Consider the following 20,470-nt stretch of genomic DNA (forward strand, 5'->3'; position numbering starts at 1 on the left):
GCTAGCCTGGGGCGCATGGCACCCGAGAAGAACACTCACGGCCGGAAGTCCTCGTCCGTGAAGCACCGGGGTCCGGTGCAGTTGAGGCGCGCCCGCAAGGACGACACCACCACCACCGACGAGCGGTTGCTCGACGAGCGGGGATCGACCGACTGGGTGCACACCGACCCCTGGCGGGTACTGCGGATCCAGAGCGAGTTCATCGAGGGGTTCGGTGCCCTTGCCGAGGTGCCGCGCGCGGTCACCGTCTTCGGTTCCGCACGCACACCGGACGGCCACCCGGAGTACGAAGCGGCTCGGGCGCTGGGTGCGCGCCTGGCCGAGGCGGGTTACGCCGTCATGACCGGCGGCGGCCCCGGCGTCATGGAGGCGGCCAACCGCGGTGCCAGCGAATCGGGTGGTTACTCCATCGGCCTCGGTATCGAGCTACCGTTCGAGGAGGGCCTCAACGAGTGGGTCGACCTCGGCATCAACTTCCGCTACTTCTTCGCGCGCAAGACGATGTTCGTGAAGTACTCGCAGGCGTTCATCTGCCTGCCCGGCGGGTTCGGGACGCTCGACGAGCTGTTCGAGGCGCTGACTCTGGTGCAGACGCGCAAGGTCACGAGGTTCCCGATCGTCCTGTTCGGCACCGAGTACTGGTCCGGGCTCGTGGACTGGTTACGGGGAACTCTCCAGCGCAGCGGCAAGATCTCGGAAGGTGACGTCAATCTCTTGCACGTCACGGACAGTGTGGAGGAAGCGGTGCAGATCGTCATACGGTCGCAGCAGGGTGTCGACGAAGCCGCCCTGCTCGGAACGGAGGATCAGTGGTGATGCCGAAAACTGTTCCGACGCAACCGTTCTCGGTGTGCGTCTACTGCGCGTCGGGACCCGTCGACGACCATTTCCTGGAACTCGCCGCCCGGGTCGGCACTGAAATCGGCAAGCGCGGTTGGCAACTCGTGTCCGGCGGCGGCAACGTCTCGATGATGGGCGCGGTGGCCGAGGCCGCCCGCGCCGCCGGGGCCACGACCGTCGGTGTCATCCCGAAAGCTCTGGTGCACAGGGAAGTCGCCGACGTCGACGCCGACGAGCTGGTGGTCACCGACACCATGCGCCAGCGCAAGCAGATCATGGAGGACCGGGCCGACGCGTTCGTCACGCTGCCCGGCGGTATCGGCACGCTCGAGGAGCTGTTCGAAACGTGGACCGCGGGCTATCTCGGCATGCACGAGAAACCGGTGGTCCTGCTCGATCCGCACGGTCACTACACGGGGCTGCTCGACTGGCTCGACGGGCTGCGGGGCGGCGGTTTCGTGGCGCAGCGCGCCCTCGACAGGCTGCTCGTCCGGGCCGATGTCGGGGAGGCGCTGGACGCCTGCGTGTCCTGAGCTGCCGTCCGGTCCGCGTCGTGGCGCACGTTGTTACTGTGCAGTAAGGTGACCTGACTCATACTGCAGGCCTGAGGGGATGTCATGCGTTCTGAAGCTCGTTCGACGATCGGGGTGGTCGACCTCGCGAGGCGGCTGCCGGCCATGATTCCGGAGCTGCCGATCATGGCGAAGGGGGTCCTCGGCCTGATCCGGACCCCCGACGCGAGGGAATCGATCGGCCTCGTCTTCCAGCGTGCCGCCGCCGCGCACCCGCGCCGCACGTTCCTGCGGTTCGAGGGCGAATCGCTGAGCTACCGGAACGCCAACATCCGCGTGAACCGCTACGCCCACGTGCTCGCCGACCTCGGAGTGGCACGCGGGGACGTCGTCGGGATCCTGGGCAAGAACTCGCCCGAGACGCTGCTCATCGCACTCGCCGCGGTCAAGCTCGGCGCCGCCGCCGGGATGCTGAACCACAACCAGCGCGGAGATGTACTTGCCCACAGCATCTCGCTGCTCGACAGCCAGGTCCTGGTGGTGTCCGAGGCGTGCGGCGAGGCCATGGACTCGCTCGACGAACCGCCCGCCGTGCCCTCGGTGCTCTACTTCGACGACCTCGACCGGCTCGCCGAGAAGGCCGAAGACGACAACCCCGAGGTGTGCGAGCAGATCCAGGCCCGGGAGAAGGCCTTCTACATCTTCACCTCCGGCACCACGGGACTGCCGAAGGCCAGCCTGATGAGCCACTTCCGCTGGCTCAAGAGCATGTCCGGGCTCGGCAACATGGGCGTCCGGCTGCGCGGCAGCGACGTCCTGTACTGCTGCCTGCCGCTCTATCACAACAACGCGCTGACGGTGTCGCTGTCCTCGGTGCTCGGGTCGGGTGCGACGCTCGCACTGGGCAAGCAGTTCTCGGCGTCCAAGTTCTGGGCCGACGTCGAACTGAACCGGGCCACCGCGTTCACCTACATCGGTGAGCTGTGCCGGTACCTGCTGAACCAGCCCGAGAAGCCCGGCGACCGCGACAACTCCATCCGGCTGATGGTCGGGAACGGTCTCCGCCCGGAGATCTGGTCCGAGTTCACCACCCGGTTCGGGATCTCCCGGGTGGCCGAGTTCTACGGCGCCAGCGAGTGCAACATCGCGTTCGTCAACGCCCTCAACGTCGACCGGACGGCAGGCATCTGCCCCCTGCCGCACGCCGTCGTCGAGTACGACGAGGACAGCGGATCCCCCCGGCGGCACTCCGACGGCAGGCTGCGGAAGGTACGCACCGGCGACGTCGGACTGCTGCTGTCGAAGGTGACGGACCGGGCGCCGTTCGACGGATACACCGACGAGGAGGCCACCGACAAGAAGCTCGTCCGCGACGGCTTCGACGACGGCGACTGCTGGTTCGACACCGGCGACCTGGTGCGCCGGCAGGGCTGGTCGCACGTCGCGTTCGTCGACCGGCTCGGCGACACGTTCCGGTGGAAGGGGGAGAACGTCGCGACCACCGAGGTGGAAGGCGCGCTCCTCGCGCATCCCGCGGTCGAGCACGCCGTCGTCTACGGCGTCGAGATCCCTGGGACCGACGGTCGCGCCGGGATGGCCGCGGTGACGTTGCACGAGAACGAGAAGTTCGACGGTTCCGACGTCGCGGAGTTGCTGTTCCAGCGGCTGCCGTCGTACGCGGTGCCGCTGTTCGTCCGCGTCGTCGACTCGTTGGAACAGACGTCGACGTTCAAGAGCCGCAAGGTGGAACTCCGCAAGGAGGGCTACGACGTCGAGGACACCGACACGTTGCACGTGCTGTCCGGGCGCAGCGACGGGTACAAGCCCTCGTACGACGGGTACGTCGACGAAGTGGCGAAGGGTTCGCTCCCCAAGGGGTAATGCGGCTACGCCGCCCGTGAGTACTTCTTAACCGCCCGCCGTTAACAAGTACTCACGGGTGGTTTCGATTTCGCTGCGTGCAATATTGGTGACATGGCCGAGACAGACGTACCGCCCGCGCCCGACCACCCGTCGCCCACGCTGTGCGGGCGCCCCGTGGCGGTCGATCGTGCGCTCGTGATGGCCATCGTGAACCGGACACCCGATTCGTTCTACGACCGCGGTGCCACGTTCACCGATTCCGCCGCCATGTCGGCGGTCGACCGGGCTGTCGACGAGGGTGCCGACCTCGTCGACATCGGTGGTGTGAAGGCCGGACCGGGTGACGTCGTCGACGCGGCGGAGGAGACCCGGCGGGTGGTGCCGTTCGTGGCCGCGATCCGTGAGCGCTACCCGGAGTTGCTCATCAGCGTCGACACCTGGCGCAGCGACGTGGCCCGGCTGGCCGTCGCGGAGGGCGCCGATCTCATCAACGACACGTGGGCAGGCGCCGACCCTGCACTCGTCGAGGTGGCCGCGGAGACGGGCGCGGGCATCGTCTGTTCGCACACCGGGGGAGCGGTTCCGCGGACGCGGCCGTTCCGCGTCCGCTACGCCGACGTCGTCGCCGACGTCCTCCGGGAAGTGGTGTCGGCCGCCGAGAACGCGGCCCGGCTGGGTGTGCCCGCCGACTCGATCCTCATCGATCCGACCCACGATTTCGGGAAAAACACCTATCACGGGCTCGAGTTGTTGCGGCGAGTGGAAGATCTTGTAAATACGGGATGGCCAGTGCTCATGGCGCTGAGCAACAAGGACTTCGTCGGGGAGACTCTAGGTGTAGATCTCGTCGAGCGGTTGGAGGGAACATTGGCAGCGACAGCGATGGCCGCCGCAGGAGGCGCCCGTGTCTTCCGTGTCCACGAAGTTGCCCCCACGCGTCGAGTGGTGGACATGGTGGCCGCGATTCAAGGCCGGCGCGCACCGTCCCGCACCGTGCGGGGGCTGGCATGAGTGCCGTGGGGGCCCGGGCGGCCCGCACGATGGTGGCGGAGGAGCGAACCCCTCGCAGCTGGGCCGAGGCGAACAGCTGGGACCAGCCGTCGTGGAGCATCGCCGAACTCGAACGGGCCAAGGCTGGGCGCACCGTCTCGGTGGTCCTGCCGGCGCTCAACGAGGAGGAGACCGTCGCCGCGGTGGTGGACACGATCCACCCGCTGCTCGGTGGTCTGGTGGACGAGTTGATCGTGCTCGATTCCGGATCGACGGACCTGACGGCGGAACGTGCACGCGCGGCGGGCGCCACCGTCATCAGCCGGGAGGAGGCGGTGCCCGCGTTCCCGCCCGTGGCGGGAAAGGGCGAGGTGCTGTGGCGTTCCGTCGCCGCGAGCACCGGTGACCTCATCGCCTTCGTCGACTCGGATCTCATCAACCCGGATCCGGCCTTCGTCCCGAAGCTGCTGGGACCGCTGCTGACGGCCGACGGCATCCATCTCGTGAAGGGCTACTACCGCCGGCCGCTCCGCCTGAGCGGTACGGAGGACGCCAACGGAGGGGGCCGGGTGACCGAGCTCGTGGCGCGCCCCATGCTGGCCTCGCTCCGGCCGGAGCTGACGTGCGTGCTGCAGCCACTGGGCGGCGAGTACGCGGGCACCCGGGAGTTGCTGTCGGCGGTCCCGTTCGCCCCCGGCTACGGCGTCGAGATCGGCCTGCTGCTCGACACGTACGACCGTCTCGGACTCGGGGCGATCGGCCAGGTCAATCTGGGGGTGCGCAAGCACCGTAACCGCCCGCTGTCCGAACTCGGGGTTATGAGCAGGCAGATCATCGGCACGATGATGCGGCGCTGCGGGGTGCCCGACTCCGGGGCGGGTCTGACCCAGTTCCTGGTGGACGGCGACTCCTTCGTCCCGACGACGACGGACGTCGCGCTGGCCGATCGCCCGCCGATGAACACGGTGTGCCCCTGACCGCGCGCCCTGAGGAAGGTTGCTGTCGGACGTCCGTGACAGGATCGGGGCATGGTGACAGCCCTGCTCTATCTGCTCGTCATGGCGTTCGTCGGCGCGATGCTGTTCCTCGCCGCCAGTGCGGTGTTCGGCCGTTCCGAGGAACTCGCGCCCCTGCCGCCCGGCACCACACTCACGGCCCTGCCCGCCGAGGGTGTGACGGGTGCCGACGTGGAGGCGTTGCGTTTCCAGCAGACGCTGCGGGGGTACAAGGCCAGCGAGGTCGACTGGGCGCTGTCCCGGCTGGGCCGTGAAATCGATTCGCTGCGTGAGCAGTTGGCGGCGGTCGAAGCCGGGTCCGAACGGCCGGGTGATGCCTCGTGACAGCCCCCGACGACCGGGTGCGGTGCGCGTGGGCGGTCGACACGGACGGGTCCCGGCTGTACCGCGACTACCACGACCTCGAGTGGGGTCGTCCGCTGCACGGCCGCGACGAGTTGTACGAGAGGCTGTGCCTCGAAGCGTTCCAGTCGGGATTGTCGTGGATCACGATTCTCCGTAAACGCGAGGCCTTCCGGGCCGCGTTCGCCGGGTTCGATCCGGAGGCGGTGGCCCGCTACACCGAACGGGACGTGGCACGCCTGCTCGAGGACGCGTCGATCGTGCGGAACCGGGCCAAGATCGAGGCGTCGGTGAGCAATGCGCGGGCCCTCCTGGAGTTGTCGGACACCGACCTCGACACCCTGCTGTGGTCGTTCGCCCCGCCGCCGCGCCCGAGCCGCCTGGCCACCGTGAACGACGTCCCGGCGGTCACTCCGGAGTCCACCGCGATGGCGAAGGAATTGAAGCGCCGCGGGTTCAAATTTGTGGGCCCTACCACTGCTTATGCACTCATGCAGGCCACCGGGATGGTGGACGACCACGTCGCCGCCTGCTGGGTCCCGATCACCGCCTGAACTGCCGGTGGACCTGCCTATTCGTGACTCAGGTTCCCGGTACTCGTGTCCATAGGGAAGAATGGATGTCACAAGCCTCGCCGAGTGTTGGCGGGGTGCCAAAATTTGTCGAGGCGCAAGCAGGCAGCGCAGATCTGGAGGGAGCAGAGGATGGCGGCCATGAAGCCCCGGACCGGGGACGGTCCCCTCGAAGCAACCAAAGAGGGACGAGGAATCGTCATGCGGGTTCCGCTCGAGGGTGGTGGACGTCTGGTTGTCGAGCTCACCCCGGAGGAAGCTGCCGCACTCGGTGAAGAGCTCAAGGGCGTCACCAGTTAGTCGAGTGCGGAGAGAACCTCACAGGGCAGGCCCCGTCGCCGTTCTCGGTGCGGGGCCTGTTCCGTGTCCGGAACCGGGAGGCGAACGTTCGTGCTGGCCGATGTGACCGACCTGCTGGCGTGCCCGCAGTGCCGGTCTCGCGTGGAACTCGACGAAGGTACGATCCTGTGCGACCAGGGGCACGCCTTCGATGTGGCGCGGCAGGGCTACGTGAGCCTGATGACCGGGGCCGGCGGCAAGTTCGACGGCGACAGCCCCGAAATGATCGCCGCACGTGCCGACTTCCTCGGCGGCGGCAGCTTCGACCCGCTGATGGATGCCGTCGCCGACGCCGTGGTGGCGGGCACCGGACCCGGCGACGATCCCCGGATCCTCGAGATCGGCGCGGGCACAGGCCACTACCTGGCGCGCGTCCTCGACGCCGTCCCGACCGGCCGGGGAATCGGCCTCGACGTATCCAAGTACGCGGCCCGGCGCATCGCCAAGGCGCACCCACGCGCCGGAGCAGTGGTTGCCGACGTGTGGCAACACCTTCCGGTGCGGGACCACGTGCTCAGCCACGTCCTGTGCGTATTCGCGCCGCGCAACGCCGACGAGGCGCACCGGGTGCTCGCCGAGCGCGGGTCTCTGGTGGTCCTCACCCCCACGGAGCGGCACCTGGGGGAGCTCGTGGACCTGCTCGGCATGGTCCGGGTGGACGACCGGAAGGTCGAACGTCTCGGGGCAGCGATGTCCGGGCGATTCGAGCGCACCGACCACGTGGCCGTGGAGTACCCGATGTCTCTGTCGCACCTCGACGTGGCCCGGCTCGTCGGGATGGGGCCGTCGGCACGGCACCTCACCGCCGACCGGCTGGCGTCCTCGATCGCGGCGCTGCCGCAGGACTATCCGGTGACGGCGTCGGTGACGGTGTCCACCTACACCCGGCTCTGAGCTCGTCGCTCAGCGCCGGGACAGCGCGTCCTGGTAGACGTCGAGGGTCTGCTGCGCGATGGCAGCCCAGGAGAACTCGGCGATCGCCCGCGCCCGTCCCGCCTTGCCCATCGCCTGGGCGGTGCCGACGTCGGCCGCGATTGTGTTGACCGCCTCGGCCAGCGCCTGTTCGAACGCCTCGGGCTCGTACGAGTTGTAGTGCACCAGACGGCCGGTGACCCCGTCCTCCACCACCTCGGGGATACCGCCGACATCGGACGCGACGACCGCGGTCTCGCAGGCCATGGCCTCGAGGTTCACGATCCCCAGCGGCTCGTACACGGACGGGCACACGAAGACGGTTGCGGCCGACAGGATCTCCCGCACCTGGTCGGTGGGGAGCATTTCCCGCACCCAGAACACGTTGCCCCGGTGTGCCGCGAGCGCGGCGACGGCCTGCTCGGTCTCGGCGGCGATCTCCGGGGTGTCGGGGGCTCCCGCGCACAGCACCAACTGGATTTCGGGCGCGAAGTGGTGTGCCGCGGCGATCAGGTGACCGACGCCCTTCTGCCGGGTGATGCGGCCGACGAACGCCACCATCGGCTGGTCCGGGTCGACGCCGATCTTCGCGAGGGCGGAGTCTCTCGGACCTGCGGGCCCCGCGTGCCAGACGGACGTGTCGATCCCGTTGCGCACCACGTGGACCCGGTGCGGGTCGACGAACGGATACGCGTCGAGGACGTCGAGTCGCATCCCGGCGCTCACGGCGATCACCGCGTCGGCGTGCTCCACGGCGTTGCGCTCGGACCACGAGGAGATGCGGTAGCCGCCGCCCAGCTGCTCCGCCTTCCACGGCCTCCGCGGCTCGAGGGAATGGGCGGTGAGGATGTGGGGCACGTCGTACAACGCGGACGCCAGATGGCCCGCCAGGCCGGTGTACCAGGTGTGGGAATGCACGACGTCGGCACCGGTCGCGGCGTCCGCCATACGCAGTTCGGCGGATAGCGTCGCGAGTGCCGGATTGGCCCCGGCCAGGGCGGGATCGGGGGTATGTACGACCGCTCCGATGCGCGGAGCGCCCATACAGTGCACGTCCACCTCACACAGCTGCTTCAACTGAGCAACCAGTTCGGTGACGTGTACACCCGCACCGCCATAGATCTCCGGTGGGTATTCCTTGGTCATCATCGCCACCCGCACCGGCCTAACGTAACCGTCCGGGCCGCTTCGGGCCACCGCTCTCGGACACATTCAGGTATCGGAGAAACCGTGACTCGGCGCTTCGCTGGCGGGGGGAGTGGCCGCCCGATAGGTTGACAGGGTGAGGAGCCAGCCACATGTGCTTGGAATCGTGCTCGCCGGCGGCGAGGGCAAACGTCTCTATCCGCTCACCGCGGATCGGGCGAAGCCCGCTGTGCCTTTCGGAGGCGCCTACCGGTTGATCGATTTCGTGCTCAGCAATTTGGTCAATGCGGGATACCTCCGCCTGTGTGTTCTGACGCAGTACAAGTCGCACTCGTTGGACCGCCACATCTCTCAGACGTGGCGACTGTCCGGGTTCGCGGGTGAATACATCACTCCCGTTCCCGCGCAGCAACGTCTGGGCCCGCGCTGGTACACCGGTAGTGCGGACGCGATCTTGCAGTCGCTGAACCTCGTCTACGACGAGGATCCCGAGTACATCGTGGTGTTCGGTGCCGACCACGTGTACCGGATGGACCCGGAGCAGATGGTGCAGCACCACATCGAGTCGGGTGCGGGAGTGACGGTGGCCGGAATCCGGGTGCCGCGCAGCGAGGCGTTCGCGTTCGGCTGTATCGACAGCGACGAGTCGGGCCGCATCGTCCAGTTCCTCGAGAAGCCGGCGCATCCGCCGGGAACCCCGGACGACCCCAACATGACGTTCGCGTCGATGGGTAACTACGTGTTCACCACCAAGGTGCTCGTCGACGCCATCCGGGCCGACTCCGAGAACTCCGACTCCGACCACGACATGGGCGGCGACATCATCCCCGCGCTGGTCGAGGCGGGCGAGGCGTCCGTGTACGACTTCAAGGACAACATCGTTCCCGGCGCCACCGACCGCGACCGGGGTTACTGGCGCGACGTGGGAACGCTCGACGCGTTCTACGACGCCCACATGGATCTCGTGTCGGTCCACCCGATCTTCAACCTCTACAACCGTCGGTGGCCGATCCGCGGTGAGACGGAGAACCTGGCGCCGGCCAAGTTCGTGCAGGGCGGTCTCGCGCAGGAGTCCGTGGTCGGGGCCGGGTGCATCCTGTCCGCGGCCACCGTGCGCAACTCCGTGCTCAGCTCCAACGTGATGATCGACAGCGGCGCGACGGTCGAGGGCAGCGTCCTCATGCCCGGTGTGCGCATCGGCAAGGGGGCCGTCGTGCGCCGCGCGATCCTCGACAAGAACGTGGTCGTCGGCGACGGCGAGATCATCGGCGTCGACCTCGAGCGCGACAAGCAACGCTTCGCCGTCAGCAACGGCGGCGTCGTCGCCATCGGCAAGGGCGTCTGGATCTAGCGGGAGGGCCTCGGAACGAACCGGGCTCTCAGAGCTTGGACGCGCAGAGCAGACCGTCGCCGATCGGCAGGAACACGCGGATCAGCTGGTCGTCCTCCGCGAGCGCCTTCGCGGCCTCGCGGACGGCGACGGTCGCCGCGTCACGCTGGCTCGGGTCGACGACCCGCCCGCCGTGCAGGGCGTTGTGCAGCACGATCGCGCCGCCCGGACGCAGCAGGCGAACCCCTTCACGGACGTAATGCGGGTGATCGACCGGTGCGCTGTCGACGAACACCAGGTCATACGCCCCGTCGGCGAGCCGCGGCAGAACGTCCAGCGCCCGGCCGTTGATGAGCCGCGTCCGGGCGGGTGCGATGTCGTTGGTGCGGAACGACAGCTTGGCGGCCCGCTGGTGCTCGGGTTCACTGTCGATCGTGGTGAGGACGCCGTCCTCGCGCATGCCCCGGAGCAGCCACAAACTGCTCACACCCGCGCCGGTTCCGACCTCGACGACCGTCTTGGCGTCCAGCATGCGGGCAAACAGGGCTAGAGCAGCACCGACCGCGGGAGGTACCGGACCGGCACCGAGGTCGTCCGCCCGCTCCCTGGCCGCACCGAGGGCCTCGTCTTCACGGACAGCCCCTTCTGCGTGGGTGAGTATCCGTTCGGCGTTTGTCTGCACGCACATGAGGCTATCGGGGTCTCGTCATCGCCGCTGCGAGGCGCGCTCGACAACAATGCCGCGACCTGCCCGGCCGCGATTCTCAGGAATACCTCAGCTTGCTCACACCGCACACATATCGCGGTGGGAAAGAGTATGTCCAACGCCAGATCCGAAGACCGCCCGGCGGGGAGATCACGACGACGGAGGAAAGTCCGAGAATCGGGGAACAAATCCCGGCCCTCGGGAGTTGACGCCTATACCACGTCCAGTGATCTGCGGTCCTGAGTAGGAGGATCCACTTAACTCGATGAGCAACCACACGATGGCTCCTGACGAGAGAAACACCGACGAGCAGCTGTCGGACGCCGAGCTGACGGGCACTGCTGTGTTCGATGCCACAGGCGAGAAGTCCGCCATGCCGTCCTGGGACGAACTCGTCCGCGAGCACGGCGACCGAGTCTACCGACTGGCCTACCGGCTGTCGGGCGACGCACAGGACGCCGAGGACCTCACTCAGGACACGTTCATCCGCGTGTTCCGTTCCCTGTCCGACTACCAGCCCGGCACGTTCGAGGGCTGGCTGCACCGCATCACCACCAACCTCTTCCTCGATATGGTCCGCCGTCGTAACCGCATCCGCATGGAAGCGCTCCCGGAGGACTACGATCGTGTCCCGGCCGACGGGCCGAACCCCGAGGAGATCTACCACGACGCCCGCCTGGACGCGGATCTGCAGGCAGCGCTCGATTCGTTGGCCCCGGAGTTTCGCGCCGCGGTCGTGCTGTGTGACATCGAAGGACTGTCCTACGAGGAGATCGGTGCCACACTGGGTGTCAAGCTCGGAACCGTGCGCAGCCGCATCCACCGCGGCAGGCAGGCTCTGCGCGAGCATCTGGCTGTGAACGGAAAGGTTGACTCCGATCAGATCGGCGTCGGGTAGTTACCAGGAGGGACGAATGACGCAGGGGCGTGTACCTCGCCAGTTTGGCTCCACCGAACACCTGGCGAGTGAGGCGATCGCCGCCTTCGTCGACGGTGAACTCCGCATGTCCGCCTATCTGCGCGCCGCCCACCACCTGTCGATCTGCGCCGAGTGTGCGTTCGAGGTGGACTCCCAGCAACAGGCCAGGCGTGCCCTGCGCCGCAGCGGCGACGTCGCCATGCCGTCCGGCCTCCTCGGTCTGCTGAGCCAGATCCCCAGTTGCAACCAGGGCGATCCCGCCGACAAAACCCCGTTCGACTCCCACACCCCGGATTCGCCGCTCACGAGCGCGTACTCGATCACGAGCCGGATCTGGTCCCGGCGTCGGCGCCGTTGAGCGCATCCGGACCGACGACGGCGGTGTCCGCGCTCAGCGAGGCATCGGTGATACTGGGGCGCGTGACTGACGCACACGAGGGGGACACGACAGCGTGACGGCGGATTACAAGACTCCGGGTTCCGATACGACGGCACCCGACGGTCCCGTGGCGGACGAGTCGGGCACGCTCCGCCCGGCGGACGCCCCACGGCTCGATCCGAGGCCCGTCTACCGGCCGCAGATCGACGCCGCGTCCAGCCGCGCATTCGGCCGGCCCGGTGGCGTCACCGGTTCCTTCGCCCCGTCGGACGCCCGGGGTGAGAGCGAACCCTCGGTGAAGGTCGGTGCCCCCGACCCCGTGCTGGCGGAGGCGTTCGGCCGGCCGGACGGCGAGGTCGACACCATTCAGCGTGATCCCAACGAGAAGCCCGCGACCCCGGCAGCCGAGGCGCCGCCCGCCGACCCCTGGCGTGATCCCGACGCGGGCGTCGAGCTGGGCTCCCCGGCGTTGCACGCCGAAGAACGTTCCCGCCCGCCCGCCCCCGCGCTCAGCGCCCGCGAAGTCCTGTTCGGCGGCAAGGTGGCGCCGAAGGCGCTCGTCGCGCTCGGCGGAATCGCACTCGCAATCGGTCTGGTCGGCGGCCTCCTGGCCGCCGTGATCACCGCCGATCGCAGCTCGCTCACCAGCCAGAGCGTCACCCTCGTCCAGGGCGGCGGCGAGGACGACCTCGGCCAGTCGCCCGTCGCGCAGGTCGCGGACGCCGTGCTGCCCGCCGTCGTGTCCATCCAGGTGGCGGTCGGCGACCAGGGCAGTACCGGTTCGGGTGTCGTCATCGACGGCGCCGGCTACATCGTCACCAACAATCACGTCATCTCCGCCGCGGCCACCGCCCCCGACGGCGGCAAGATCCAGGTGATCTTCTCGGACGGAACCAAGGCCGACGCCCAGATCGTCGGTCGCGACATCAAGACCGACCTGGCCGTGCTCAAGGTGTCCGCCGACAACCTGACGGTCGCGGAACTCGGCAAGTCCGGCGACGTGCAGGTCGGTGAGGACGTCGTCGCCGTCGGATCGCCCCTCGGGCTCAGCAAGACCGTCACCCGCGGAATCGTCAGCGCCCTGCATCGTCCGATGCGACTGTCCGGCGAGGGCTCCGACACGAACGCCGTCATCGACGCCGTCCAGACCGACGCCGCCATCAACCACGGCAACTCGGGTGGCGCGCTCGTCGACGACACCGGCCGGGTCATCGGCATCAACACCGCCATGCTCAGCGAGTCCGGCGGTTCGGTGGGTCTCGGCTTCGCAATTCCCATCGACGACGTCACGACGGTCGCTCAGACCCTCATCCGGGACGGCAAGATGCACCACCCGGACATCGGCGTCAATGCCCGCACCGTCGTCAACGACAACACCAGCGGCGCCCAGGTGGCCAATGTCCGTTCGGACAGCCCGGCCGCGCGCGCAGGGGTCGTCGAGAACGATGTGATCGTCAAGGTCGGTGACCGCACGGTCACCAGCGCCGACGAACTGGTCGTGGCCGTCAACCTGCAGAAGATCGGCGAACCCGTCCGGGTTCAGCTGATTCGCGAGGGCCGACTCGTCGATGTCGACGTGACCCCGGCCTCCGACTGACTCGAGAGGTTGCTGTGAGATCGCTCCGTCACCTGGGCACACACCCTCACCGCACAGTAGGCTGACCACGTGTTCGGCAACATTGGTTGGGGCGAGTTCATGGTCCTCCTCGTCGCAGCTCTGGTCATTTTGGGACCCGAGCGGCTTCCGGGTGCGGTCAGCTGGGTAACGAAATCACTGAGGCAGGTCCGTGAGTATGCGAGCGGCGCCAGCCAGCAGCTCAAGGACGAGCTCGGTCCGGAATTCGAGGATCTGCGCAAGCCGCTGTCGGACCTCAATCAGCTGCGCGGCATGACACCGCGCGCGGTCATCACCAAGCATCTGCTCGACGGTGACGATTCGATTCTCACCGGCAACTTCGACAAGCCGAGTTCGGTGTCGTTCGACAAGTCCGGGACGAAGGCCGTGAGCGCCGATCCGTCGACGCCCACTCCGCCGCAGAACAAGCCCCTCGCGGCAGGCGAGCGCCCCCCGATCGACCTCGACGCAACATAGGCCCTCCGGGCTCGTGCGCCTTTCCGGTTGCTCCGGCAACCGGAAAGGCGCACAGGCGCGTAGCGCCTAGAGGTGGCGGGTGGTGTCGATCCCCAGCGACATTCCGGCGAGTCCCCGCTTGCGGACGGCCAGCTTGTCCGCGATGTCGCGGAGTGCCGTCGCGGCCGGCGAATCCGGGTGGCCGAGGACGATGGGAACGCCGCCGTCGCCGCCTTCACGGACCGCCTGCTCGAGCGGGATCTGTCCCAGCAGCGGCACCTTCGCGCCCACAGCCTTCGTGAGACGGTCGGCGACCGCCTGTCCGCCGCCGGACCCGAAGATGTCCATCCGGCTGCCGTCGGGCATGTCCATCCAGGACATGTTCTCGACGACTCCGACGATGCGCTGACGGGTCTGCAATGCGATGGCGCCCGCGCGCTCGGCCACCTCGGCGGCAGCCTGCTGCGGAGTGGTGACGACGAGGATCTCCGCACCGGGGATCAGCTGCGCGACGGAGATGGCGACGTCGCCGGTGCCGGGCGGCAGATCGAGCAGCAGTACGTCCAGGTCGCCCCAGAAGACGTCGGCGAGGAACTGCTGCAGCGCGCGGTGCAGCATCGGTCCACGCCAGACGACCGGGGTGTTGCCCTGGGTGAACTGGGCGATGGAGATCATCTTCACGTCGTGCGCGACGGGCGGCATGATCATGCGCTCCACCTGCGTGGGCTTGGCGTCGGTGCCGAGCATGCGGGGAACGGAGTGTCCGTAGATGTCGGCGTCGAGAACGCCCACCGACAGTCCGCGGGCGGCGAGTGCGGCGGCCAGGTTGACGGTGACACTGGACTTGCCGACGCCGCCCTTACCGGACGCGACCGCGTAGACGCGGGTCAGGGAACCCGGCTGGGCGAACGGGATGACGGGCTCGGCCGAGTCTCCGCGCAGTGACTTGCGGAGTTCGGTGCGCTGCTCGTCGCTCATCACGTCGAGTTCGACGCGGATCGCACCGACACCGGGGACGTCCGACACGGCCTTGGTGACACGGTCGCTGATCTCGGTCCGCATCGGGCAGCCCGCGGTGGTCAGGTAGATCGCGATGTCGACGCTGTCGTCGGACGCGATGTCGATGCTCTTGACCATCCCGAGTTCGGTGATCGGTTTCCGGATCTCGGGATCCTGGACGCGCGCCAGGGCGCTACGTACAGCGGACTCGCTCAGGACTGGCATGACTCAATGGTAAGGATGTGCGCTCAGTGGATGCGCGGCAGGTCCGCGGCTGCCGGGATGATTCCGCTGGAGTAGCCGGCGGACCAGGCGAGCACGTTGGCTACGTAGGCGGCGGAGTTGTTGTAACGGTGCACGGCCTTGGCGGCCTGAATCGGATCCTTGACGTTCAATCCGCCGTCGCACAGGTACTTTCCGGTGGTCAGCGCGGAGTCGAAGAGGTTCTGCGGATCGGCGACGCCGTCGCCGTTGCCGTCGCCCGCGTAGCGGTTCCACGTCTCGGGGAGGAACTGGGTGGGGCCGACTGCGCGGTCGTAGTTGGCGTCGCCGTCCAGCTTGCCGCCGTCGGTGTCGCGGATCACCGCGTTGCCGCCAAGGGTGCCGTCGAGGACGGGGCCGAGGACGGGCTTGAGCATGTTGCCCTTGTCATCCGCCTTGCCGTCGTAGGCGTGGGTGGACTCGACGCGGCCGATTCCGGCGATGAGCGTCCAGTACATGCCGCACCCCGGCTGTTCGACGGCGAGCATGCGCTCGGCGTTCTGGTACGCCGTGACGCTGATGGCCGGGATGCCGAGCGCGCCCTGGGCGATGCTCGCCGGGAGGGGCGGGGTGGCCTGGACGGGTGCGAGTGCCGGCGCAGCGGGCGCCGCTTCGGCTGCCGGTGCGGCCTCGGCGGCGGTCTCGGCCACGGGGGTGACGGCTTCCGCGGCCTCGGGTGCGGTGTCGGTCGCCTCCTGGGCGACGTCGGCGACCTCCGACGAGGAGTTAGTGGAGAGGAAAGGGACCTTGGGTGCGGCGCCGGCCGTGTTGGCTGCGGTGATCAGTCCGATGGGGACGAGTCCGGTAAGCGCGATGACCGAATTGCGGCGGATATGGGAGTCCGTCTTCTTGTTGTGCCGACCCACTCGATTGCCTCCTGCGACCCCCGTCTTGGGGTGTTCCGTTCAACTGACCGGATCGAGGCTACCTGATTCGATACGTTTCCGTTATCCAACCGTGATCAAACGGACTTGTATCGCACGATTCCGTTACTCCAAAGGCATGTGAGCGAGGGTAACGAACACGGCAAGGTCACGCCAGGACGTGGAGGTGCCGGGGGTCCGGCACGGATCGGGCCGGTCGGTGCGTCACGATCCGGACACCGGAACACTCCGCCGCGCGCCCTGCAAGCAGAGCGCGCGGCGGAGGCGGAGGTGACTACCGGGGAACGACGTCGGCCGGAGGGGCGCCCGGGGCGGGCTCGACCGGGCCGGGCGTGACGGATGCCGGGACGCCGGGGTCGGCGGGCGGGCAGAAGATCAGACAGGGCAGTTGCGGCAGCGGCGGGAGTCCGGGAATCGGCGGGGCCGGAGCGGGCGTCGCGGGAGTGGCCGCGCCGTCCGTGGACGGCTGCGGGGTGGTCGCGAGATCGCGTGGAAGGTCCGATTCGGCCGCGGCGGCGTCGGCGAGACGTCCGGGCGACGGCGACGCCGACTCCGACAACTGGCTCGGCGTCGGAGTTCCCCCGTTCCGGTAGGCGTTCGACCAGGTGATGACGTTGGCGGCGTACGCGGCAGAGTTGTTGTACCGCAGGACCGCGCGGGTCTCCTGGAGCGGATCGCGGAGGTCGAGACCACCCGAGCAGAGGTACCGGGCGGCCGCCAGCGTCGCGTCGAACACGTTGTTCGGATCGGCCACACCGTCCGCGTTGCCGTCGGAGGCGTACTTGGCCCACGTGGAGGGAATGAACTGCATCGGTCCAACGGCGCGATCGTGCCCGGGGTCGCCGTCCGTGGCGCCGCGGTCGGTGTCTCGGATGACCTCGTTGCCGGCCAGTCTGCCGTCGAGAACGGGACCCAGGATCGGGGTGATCGTGGTGCCGACCGAGTCGGTCCGGCCGCCGCCGGCGTGACCCGATTCGATGCGGCCGATACCGGCCAGCAGATGCCACGGCAGACCGCACTTCGGGGACTCCGCCATCATCTCGAGTTCCGCGGATCGGTACGCGTTGAGCACGATCTCCGGGATGCCCAGAGCGCTCAGGATCACCGGTGCGGCGATGAGCCCGGTGCCGGACGGCGACGTCGGGGATGTGGGATTTGTCACGGCGGGCAGCGGTGCGGGCGCGGGCGGCGGGGGAGCGGCCCGCTGCGACCGGGCGACCCGCGGTGTCGGCGCCACGATTCCCGACGGCGGGAAGTACGCGGCCTGGGGCGTGGTTCCCGGCGTGATCGACGCCGCCGTGAGTGTCGTCGCTCCCGTCGTGGAACCGAACGCGGAAGTGCCCACGGACGCTCCACTCACAGCAGAACCGCCGGTCGAGGACCCGAGGGTGGCAACTGCGCCCACTGTCAGGGCAGTCACCGTCAACAGTCCACGTATCCGCACTCGATCACCCCCTGCGGTGCTCTTCGCTTTCGCACACCGCATACATCCGAGAAGATGTGACTGACGTTACATATACGTGATCGACCCTGCCGGAGTTTGCGGGGATTTGCCGACCCTCATTTGCGCCGGGTGCGGGTGTCTTCGTCGTCGCCCAGCAGCGACTTGATCTCGTCGAGCTCGCGCCGCAGGTAGTCGCGGGTGGCGACCTCGCCGATCGCGATGCGCAGCGCGGCCAGTTCCCGGGCGAGGAACTCGGTGTCCGCCTTCGTCTGCTCGGCGCGCGAGCGGTCCTCCTCGAGAGAGACGCGGTCGCGGTTCTCCTGGCGGTTCTGCGCCAGCAGGATCAGCGGAGCCGCGTACGCGGCCTGGGTGGAGAACGCCAGGTTGAGCAGGATGAACGGGTACGGGTCCCACTGCAAACGGACGGCGAAGACGTTGATGATGATCCAGACGATCACCACCACCGTCTGGATCATCAGGTAGCGGCCCGTGCCGAGGAACCGGGCGAAGTTCTCGCTGGCCCGGCCGACGGCCTCCACGTCGTACGTGACCCGGAAGCGGCGGGTACCCCGCGGGGTGTCGAGGCGCTGCCGGTCGGACAGGCTCCGGGCGGCCGCGCTGGCTGACTTCTCGCTCATCCGTCGATCTCCTCTTCACGCCAGTCCTCGGGGAGGAGGTGGTCCAGGACATCGTCGACGGTGACCGCCCCGATCAGGTGGTCCTCGGCGTCGACCACCGGCCCGCACACCAGGTTGTAAGTGGCGAAGTAGCGGGTCACAGACGTCAGGGAATCCTCGGGTGCCAGCCGCGGCATGTCGGTGTCGAGCAGTCCGCCGACCAGGCTCGCGGGCGGTTCCCGCAGCAGTTTCTGCAGGTGCACGCAACCGAGGTAGCGGCCCGTCGGCGTCGCGGTCGGTGGGCGGACGACGAACACCATGCTCGCGAGAGCGGGGGTGACGTCCGAGATCCGGGCACGGGCCAGCGCCTCGGCGACCGTCGTCGAGGCGGTGAGGACCACCGGCTCCGGAGTCATCAGACCACCCGCGGTGTCGGGGGAGTGCTCGAGCAGCCGGCGGACCGGCTCGGAGTCCTGGGGGTCCATCAGCTGCAGCAGCGATTCGGCCTCGGTCTCGGGAAGTTCACCGAGGAGGTCGGCGGCGTCGTCGGGGTCCATGGCCTCGAGGACGTCCGCGGCGCGCTCGACCTCGAGGTGCATGAGCAGGTCCGTCTGGTCGTCGGAGGGCAGTTCCTGGACGACGTCGGCGAGACGTTCGTCGTCGAGTGCGAGGGCGAGTTCGTGGCGGCGTTTCTCCGGCAGGAGCCGCATCGCGTTCGCGACGTCGGCCGCGCGCATGCCCTCGAACTGCGTGAGCAGTGCCGAGACGCCCTGGCCGGGCATCGCCAGGTCGGTCTGTGTGAGGCCCTGGACGTGCTGCCACTCGACGACGTGCATGGCGGCGCGGCGACCGAGTCGGCCGCGGTGCCCGCGCACCGCGACCTTCGACACCACCCAGTCCCGGGTGCGGGTCTGCTCGATGCCCAGATCGACGACGATGATGTCGGCGTCCCGCAGCTCCTCGAGTTCCGGGTCGTCCACGCGCACGTGGGAATCCGCCACCTGGGCGAGGGCGAGCACCTCGCCGGGCCGCTGCTGGAATCGGCGCAGACTGACGTTGCCGGTGGTGAGTGTCACCGAGCTCGGTTCGATGGCGGTGACGCGGAGCATCGGGACGAAGATGCGTTTGCGCGTGAACAATTCGATGACCAGTCCGAGGACGCGCGGCTGCTGCCGGCCGACGCGCGCGGTGATCACCACGTCCCGGACGCGGCCGATCGACTCCCCGTCGGGGCCGAGCACCACCAGGCCGGCCAGCCTGGCTGCAAAAACCTTGTTCGCAGCTGCCATGATTGCCAGGCTAGATCCTTGTACAGAAATACAGGGAATCGAACACCTGCGAAAGTGGAGGATCGTCCGTCATGAGTTCCGTCTACAGGCCACGGCGATCGGTGCTCGCCGTTCCGGGCAGCAGCCGCAAGATGATCGACAAGGCGAAGGGGCTGCCCGCGGACGAGATCTTCCTCGACCTCGAGGACGCGGTGGCGCCGCTCGCCAAGCAGGAAGCGCGCGGCACCATCGCCGAGGCGCTCGCCGAGGATGGGTGGGGCGACCAGATCAAGGTGGTGCGGGTCAACGACTGGACCACCGAGTGGACGTACGCCGACGTCGTCGAGGTCGTGGGACGCGCGGGCGCCCACCTCGACGCGATCCTGCTGCCGAAAGTGCCGGACGCCAGTCATGTTCAGGCCCTCGACCTGCTGCTGACCCAGATAGAGAAGGCCAACGGGCTCGAGGTGGGCCGGATCGGTATCGAGCCGCAGATCGAGAATGCGATCGGGCTCACCAACATCGACGCCATCGCGACGGCCAGCCCCCGCGTGCAGACCCTGGTGTTCGGTCCCGCCGACTTCATGGCGAGCATCAACATGCGCACGCTGGTCGTCGGGGAGCAACCGGACGGCTACGACCGTGGCGACGCCTACCACCACATCCTGATGACCATCCTGATGGCCGCCCGCGCGCACGGGGTGCAGGCCATCGACGGTCCCTATCTCCAGATCCGCGACGTGGAGGCGTTCCGCCGGTCGGCGCAGCGCACGGCCGCACTCGGCTTCGACGGCAAGTGGGTGCTGCATCCCACCCAGATCGAGGCGGCGAACGATGTGTTCAGCCCCCGTCAGGACGATTACGACCGCGCCGAACTGATCCTGGACGCCTACGAGTTCCACACCTCCGCGGCCGGCGGCGGTCGCGGTGCCGTCATGCTCGGCGACGAGATGATCGACGAGGCGAGTCGCAAGATGGCGCTCGTGATCTCCGCCAAGGGTCGCGCCGCGGGTATGAAACGGACCACCGAGTTCGTGCGACCCGACGCGAAATAGCCTCA

22 protein-coding genes are annotated in these 20,470 nt (G+C 68.3%); 15 read left to right on the top strand and 7 right to left on the bottom strand.

Annotation, left to right across the window (positions count from 1 at the left end):
- The first annotated feature begins 15 nt into the window (after nucleotides 1–15).
- From QM841_RS17040 to QM841_RS17080, 9 genes are all read left to right on the top strand, one after another.
- Nucleotides 16–816 carry an LOG family protein gene (locus QM841_RS17040; protein ID WP_095867262.1) on the top strand — a complete coding sequence of 267 codons (801 nt, stop codon included), beginning with the start codon at nucleotides 16–18 and terminating at the stop codon, nucleotides 814–816.
- On the top strand, nucleotides 816–1,373 hold the full coding sequence (log, locus tag QM841_RS17045; protein WP_005239232.1) for a cytokinin riboside 5'-monophosphate phosphoribohydrolase: 558 nt from the start codon (nucleotides 816–818) through the stop codon (nucleotides 1,371–1,373). The genes QM841_RS17040 and log overlap by 1 nt, the downstream gene beginning before the upstream one ends.
- 84 nt (nucleotides 1,374–1,457) lie before the next feature.
- Nucleotides 1,458–3,233 carry a long-chain-acyl-CoA synthetase gene (locus tag QM841_RS17050; protein ID WP_283332882.1) on the top strand — a complete coding sequence of 592 codons (1,776 nt, stop codon included), beginning with the start codon at nucleotides 1,458–1,460 and terminating at the stop codon, nucleotides 3,231–3,233.
- A 93-nt stretch (nucleotides 3,234–3,326) separates the two neighbouring features.
- The gene (gene folP / locus QM841_RS17055; protein WP_280783497.1) at nucleotides 3,327–4,226 is read left to right on the top strand and encodes a dihydropteroate synthase; all 900 of its coding nucleotides are present in this window, start codon (nucleotides 3,327–3,329) and stop codon (nucleotides 4,224–4,226) included.
- The gene (locus QM841_RS17060; RefSeq protein ID WP_011598038.1) at nucleotides 4,223–5,182 is read left to right on the top strand and encodes a glucosyl-3-phosphoglycerate synthase; all 960 of its coding nucleotides are present in this window, start codon (nucleotides 4,223–4,225) and stop codon (nucleotides 5,180–5,182) included. The genes folP and QM841_RS17060 overlap by 4 nt, the downstream gene beginning before the upstream one ends.
- A 51-nt stretch (nucleotides 5,183–5,233) precedes the next feature.
- Complete coding sequence (locus QM841_RS17065) at nucleotides 5,234–5,545, top strand: DivIVA domain-containing protein (protein ID WP_283332883.1); 312 nt, start codon at nucleotides 5,234–5,236, stop codon at nucleotides 5,543–5,545.
- Entirely contained in the window at nucleotides 5,542–6,117 is a 576-nt protein-coding gene (locus QM841_RS17070) for a DNA-3-methyladenine glycosylase I (protein WP_283332884.1), read from the top strand. Before QM841_RS17065 ends, QM841_RS17070 begins: the two co-directional genes overlap by 4 nt.
- A gap of 150 nt (nucleotides 6,118–6,267) precedes the next feature.
- Nucleotides 6,268–6,435: a DUF3117 domain-containing protein gene (locus QM841_RS17075; RefSeq protein WP_003936084.1), complete on the top strand. Its 168-nt coding sequence runs from the start codon at nucleotides 6,268–6,270 to the stop codon at nucleotides 6,433–6,435.
- A gap of 90 nt (nucleotides 6,436–6,525) precedes the next feature.
- A complete protein-coding gene (locus tag QM841_RS17080) occupies nucleotides 6,526–7,368 on the top strand; it encodes a putative RNA methyltransferase (RefSeq protein WP_283332885.1) in 843 nt (280 codons plus the stop codon).
- A 9-nt stretch (nucleotides 7,369–7,377) separates the two neighbouring features.
- Here QM841_RS17080 and glgA read toward each other — a convergent pair whose 3' ends face one another.
- Nucleotides 7,378–8,547 carry a glycogen synthase gene (gene glgA, locus QM841_RS17085; protein ID WP_283332886.1) on the bottom strand — a complete coding sequence of 390 codons (1,170 nt, stop codon included), beginning with the start codon at nucleotides 8,545–8,547 and terminating at the stop codon, nucleotides 7,378–7,380.
- Nucleotides 8,548–8,668: 121 nt separating this feature from the next.
- Between glgA and glgC the strand changes: the two genes are divergently transcribed.
- Nucleotides 8,669–9,883, top strand: coding sequence for a glucose-1-phosphate adenylyltransferase (gene glgC, locus QM841_RS17090; protein ID WP_283332887.1), 1,215 nt, complete (start codon nucleotides 8,669–8,671; stop codon nucleotides 9,881–9,883).
- 28 nt (nucleotides 9,884–9,911) lie between these two features.
- On the opposite strand, the gene QM841_RS17095 is transcribed toward glgC, so the two are convergent.
- Entirely contained in the window at nucleotides 9,912–10,550 is a 639-nt protein-coding gene (locus tag QM841_RS17095) for an O-methyltransferase (RefSeq protein ID WP_005239255.1), read from the bottom strand.
- Between the two features lie 283 nt (nucleotides 10,551–10,833).
- On the opposite strand from QM841_RS17095, the gene sigE reads away from it, so the two are divergent.
- From sigE to tatB, 4 genes are all read left to right on the top strand, one after another.
- Nucleotides 10,834–11,466 carry an RNA polymerase sigma factor SigE gene (sigE, locus tag QM841_RS17100; RefSeq protein WP_005239257.1) on the top strand — a complete coding sequence of 211 codons (633 nt, stop codon included), beginning with the start codon at nucleotides 10,834–10,836 and terminating at the stop codon, nucleotides 11,464–11,466.
- A gap of 16 nt (nucleotides 11,467–11,482) precedes the next feature.
- Entirely contained in the window at nucleotides 11,483–11,845 is a 363-nt protein-coding gene (locus tag QM841_RS17105; RefSeq protein WP_283332888.1) for an RNA polymerase subunit sigma-70, read from the top strand.
- 94 nt (nucleotides 11,846–11,939) lie between these two features.
- On the top strand, nucleotides 11,940–13,463 hold the full coding sequence (locus QM841_RS17110; protein WP_105412773.1) for a S1C family serine protease: 1,524 nt from the start codon (nucleotides 11,940–11,942) through the stop codon (nucleotides 13,461–13,463).
- Between the two features lie 69 nt (nucleotides 13,464–13,532).
- On the top strand, nucleotides 13,533–13,958 hold the full coding sequence (gene tatB / locus QM841_RS17115; RefSeq protein WP_009479222.1) for a Sec-independent protein translocase protein TatB: 426 nt from the start codon (nucleotides 13,533–13,535) through the stop codon (nucleotides 13,956–13,958).
- 66 nt (nucleotides 13,959–14,024) lie between these two features.
- On the opposite strand, the gene QM841_RS17120 is transcribed toward tatB, so the two are convergent.
- From QM841_RS17120 to QM841_RS17140, 5 genes are all read right to left on the bottom strand, one after another.
- Nucleotides 14,025–15,161, bottom strand: coding sequence for an Mrp/NBP35 family ATP-binding protein (locus QM841_RS17120; RefSeq protein ID WP_283332889.1), 1,137 nt, complete (start codon nucleotides 15,159–15,161; stop codon nucleotides 14,025–14,027).
- A 23-nt stretch (nucleotides 15,162–15,184) separates the two neighbouring features.
- Nucleotides 15,185–16,063 carry a lytic transglycosylase domain-containing protein gene (locus tag QM841_RS17125; RefSeq protein ID WP_283332890.1) on the bottom strand — a complete coding sequence of 293 codons (879 nt, stop codon included), beginning with the start codon at nucleotides 16,061–16,063 and terminating at the stop codon, nucleotides 15,185–15,187.
- Nucleotides 16,064–16,355: 292 nt separating this feature from the next.
- Entirely contained in the window at nucleotides 16,356–17,525 is a 1,170-nt protein-coding gene (locus QM841_RS17130; protein WP_283332891.1) for a lytic transglycosylase domain-containing protein, read from the bottom strand.
- A gap of 116 nt (nucleotides 17,526–17,641) precedes the next feature.
- Nucleotides 17,642–18,163, bottom strand: coding sequence for a DUF1003 domain-containing protein (locus tag QM841_RS17135; protein WP_280783506.1), 522 nt, complete (start codon nucleotides 18,161–18,163; stop codon nucleotides 17,642–17,644).
- Complete coding sequence (locus tag QM841_RS17140) at nucleotides 18,160–19,431, bottom strand: magnesium transporter MgtE N-terminal domain-containing protein (protein ID WP_105412769.1); 1,272 nt, start codon at nucleotides 19,429–19,431, stop codon at nucleotides 18,160–18,162. The genes QM841_RS17135 and QM841_RS17140 overlap by 4 nt, the downstream gene beginning before the upstream one ends.
- Before the next feature lie 71 nt (nucleotides 19,432–19,502).
- Between QM841_RS17140 and QM841_RS17145 the strand changes: the two genes are divergently transcribed.
- On the top strand, nucleotides 19,503–20,465 hold the full coding sequence (locus QM841_RS17145) for an HpcH/HpaI aldolase/citrate lyase family protein (protein ID WP_283332892.1): 963 nt from the start codon (nucleotides 19,503–19,505) through the stop codon (nucleotides 20,463–20,465).
- The last annotated feature ends 5 nt before the right edge of the window (nucleotides 20,466–20,470 follow it).

Source organism: Rhodococcus sp. IEGM 1307 (assembly GCF_030056915.1).
Classification (GTDB): domain Bacteria; phylum Actinomycetota; class Actinomycetes; order Mycobacteriales; family Mycobacteriaceae; genus Rhodococcus_F; species Rhodococcus_F opacus_D.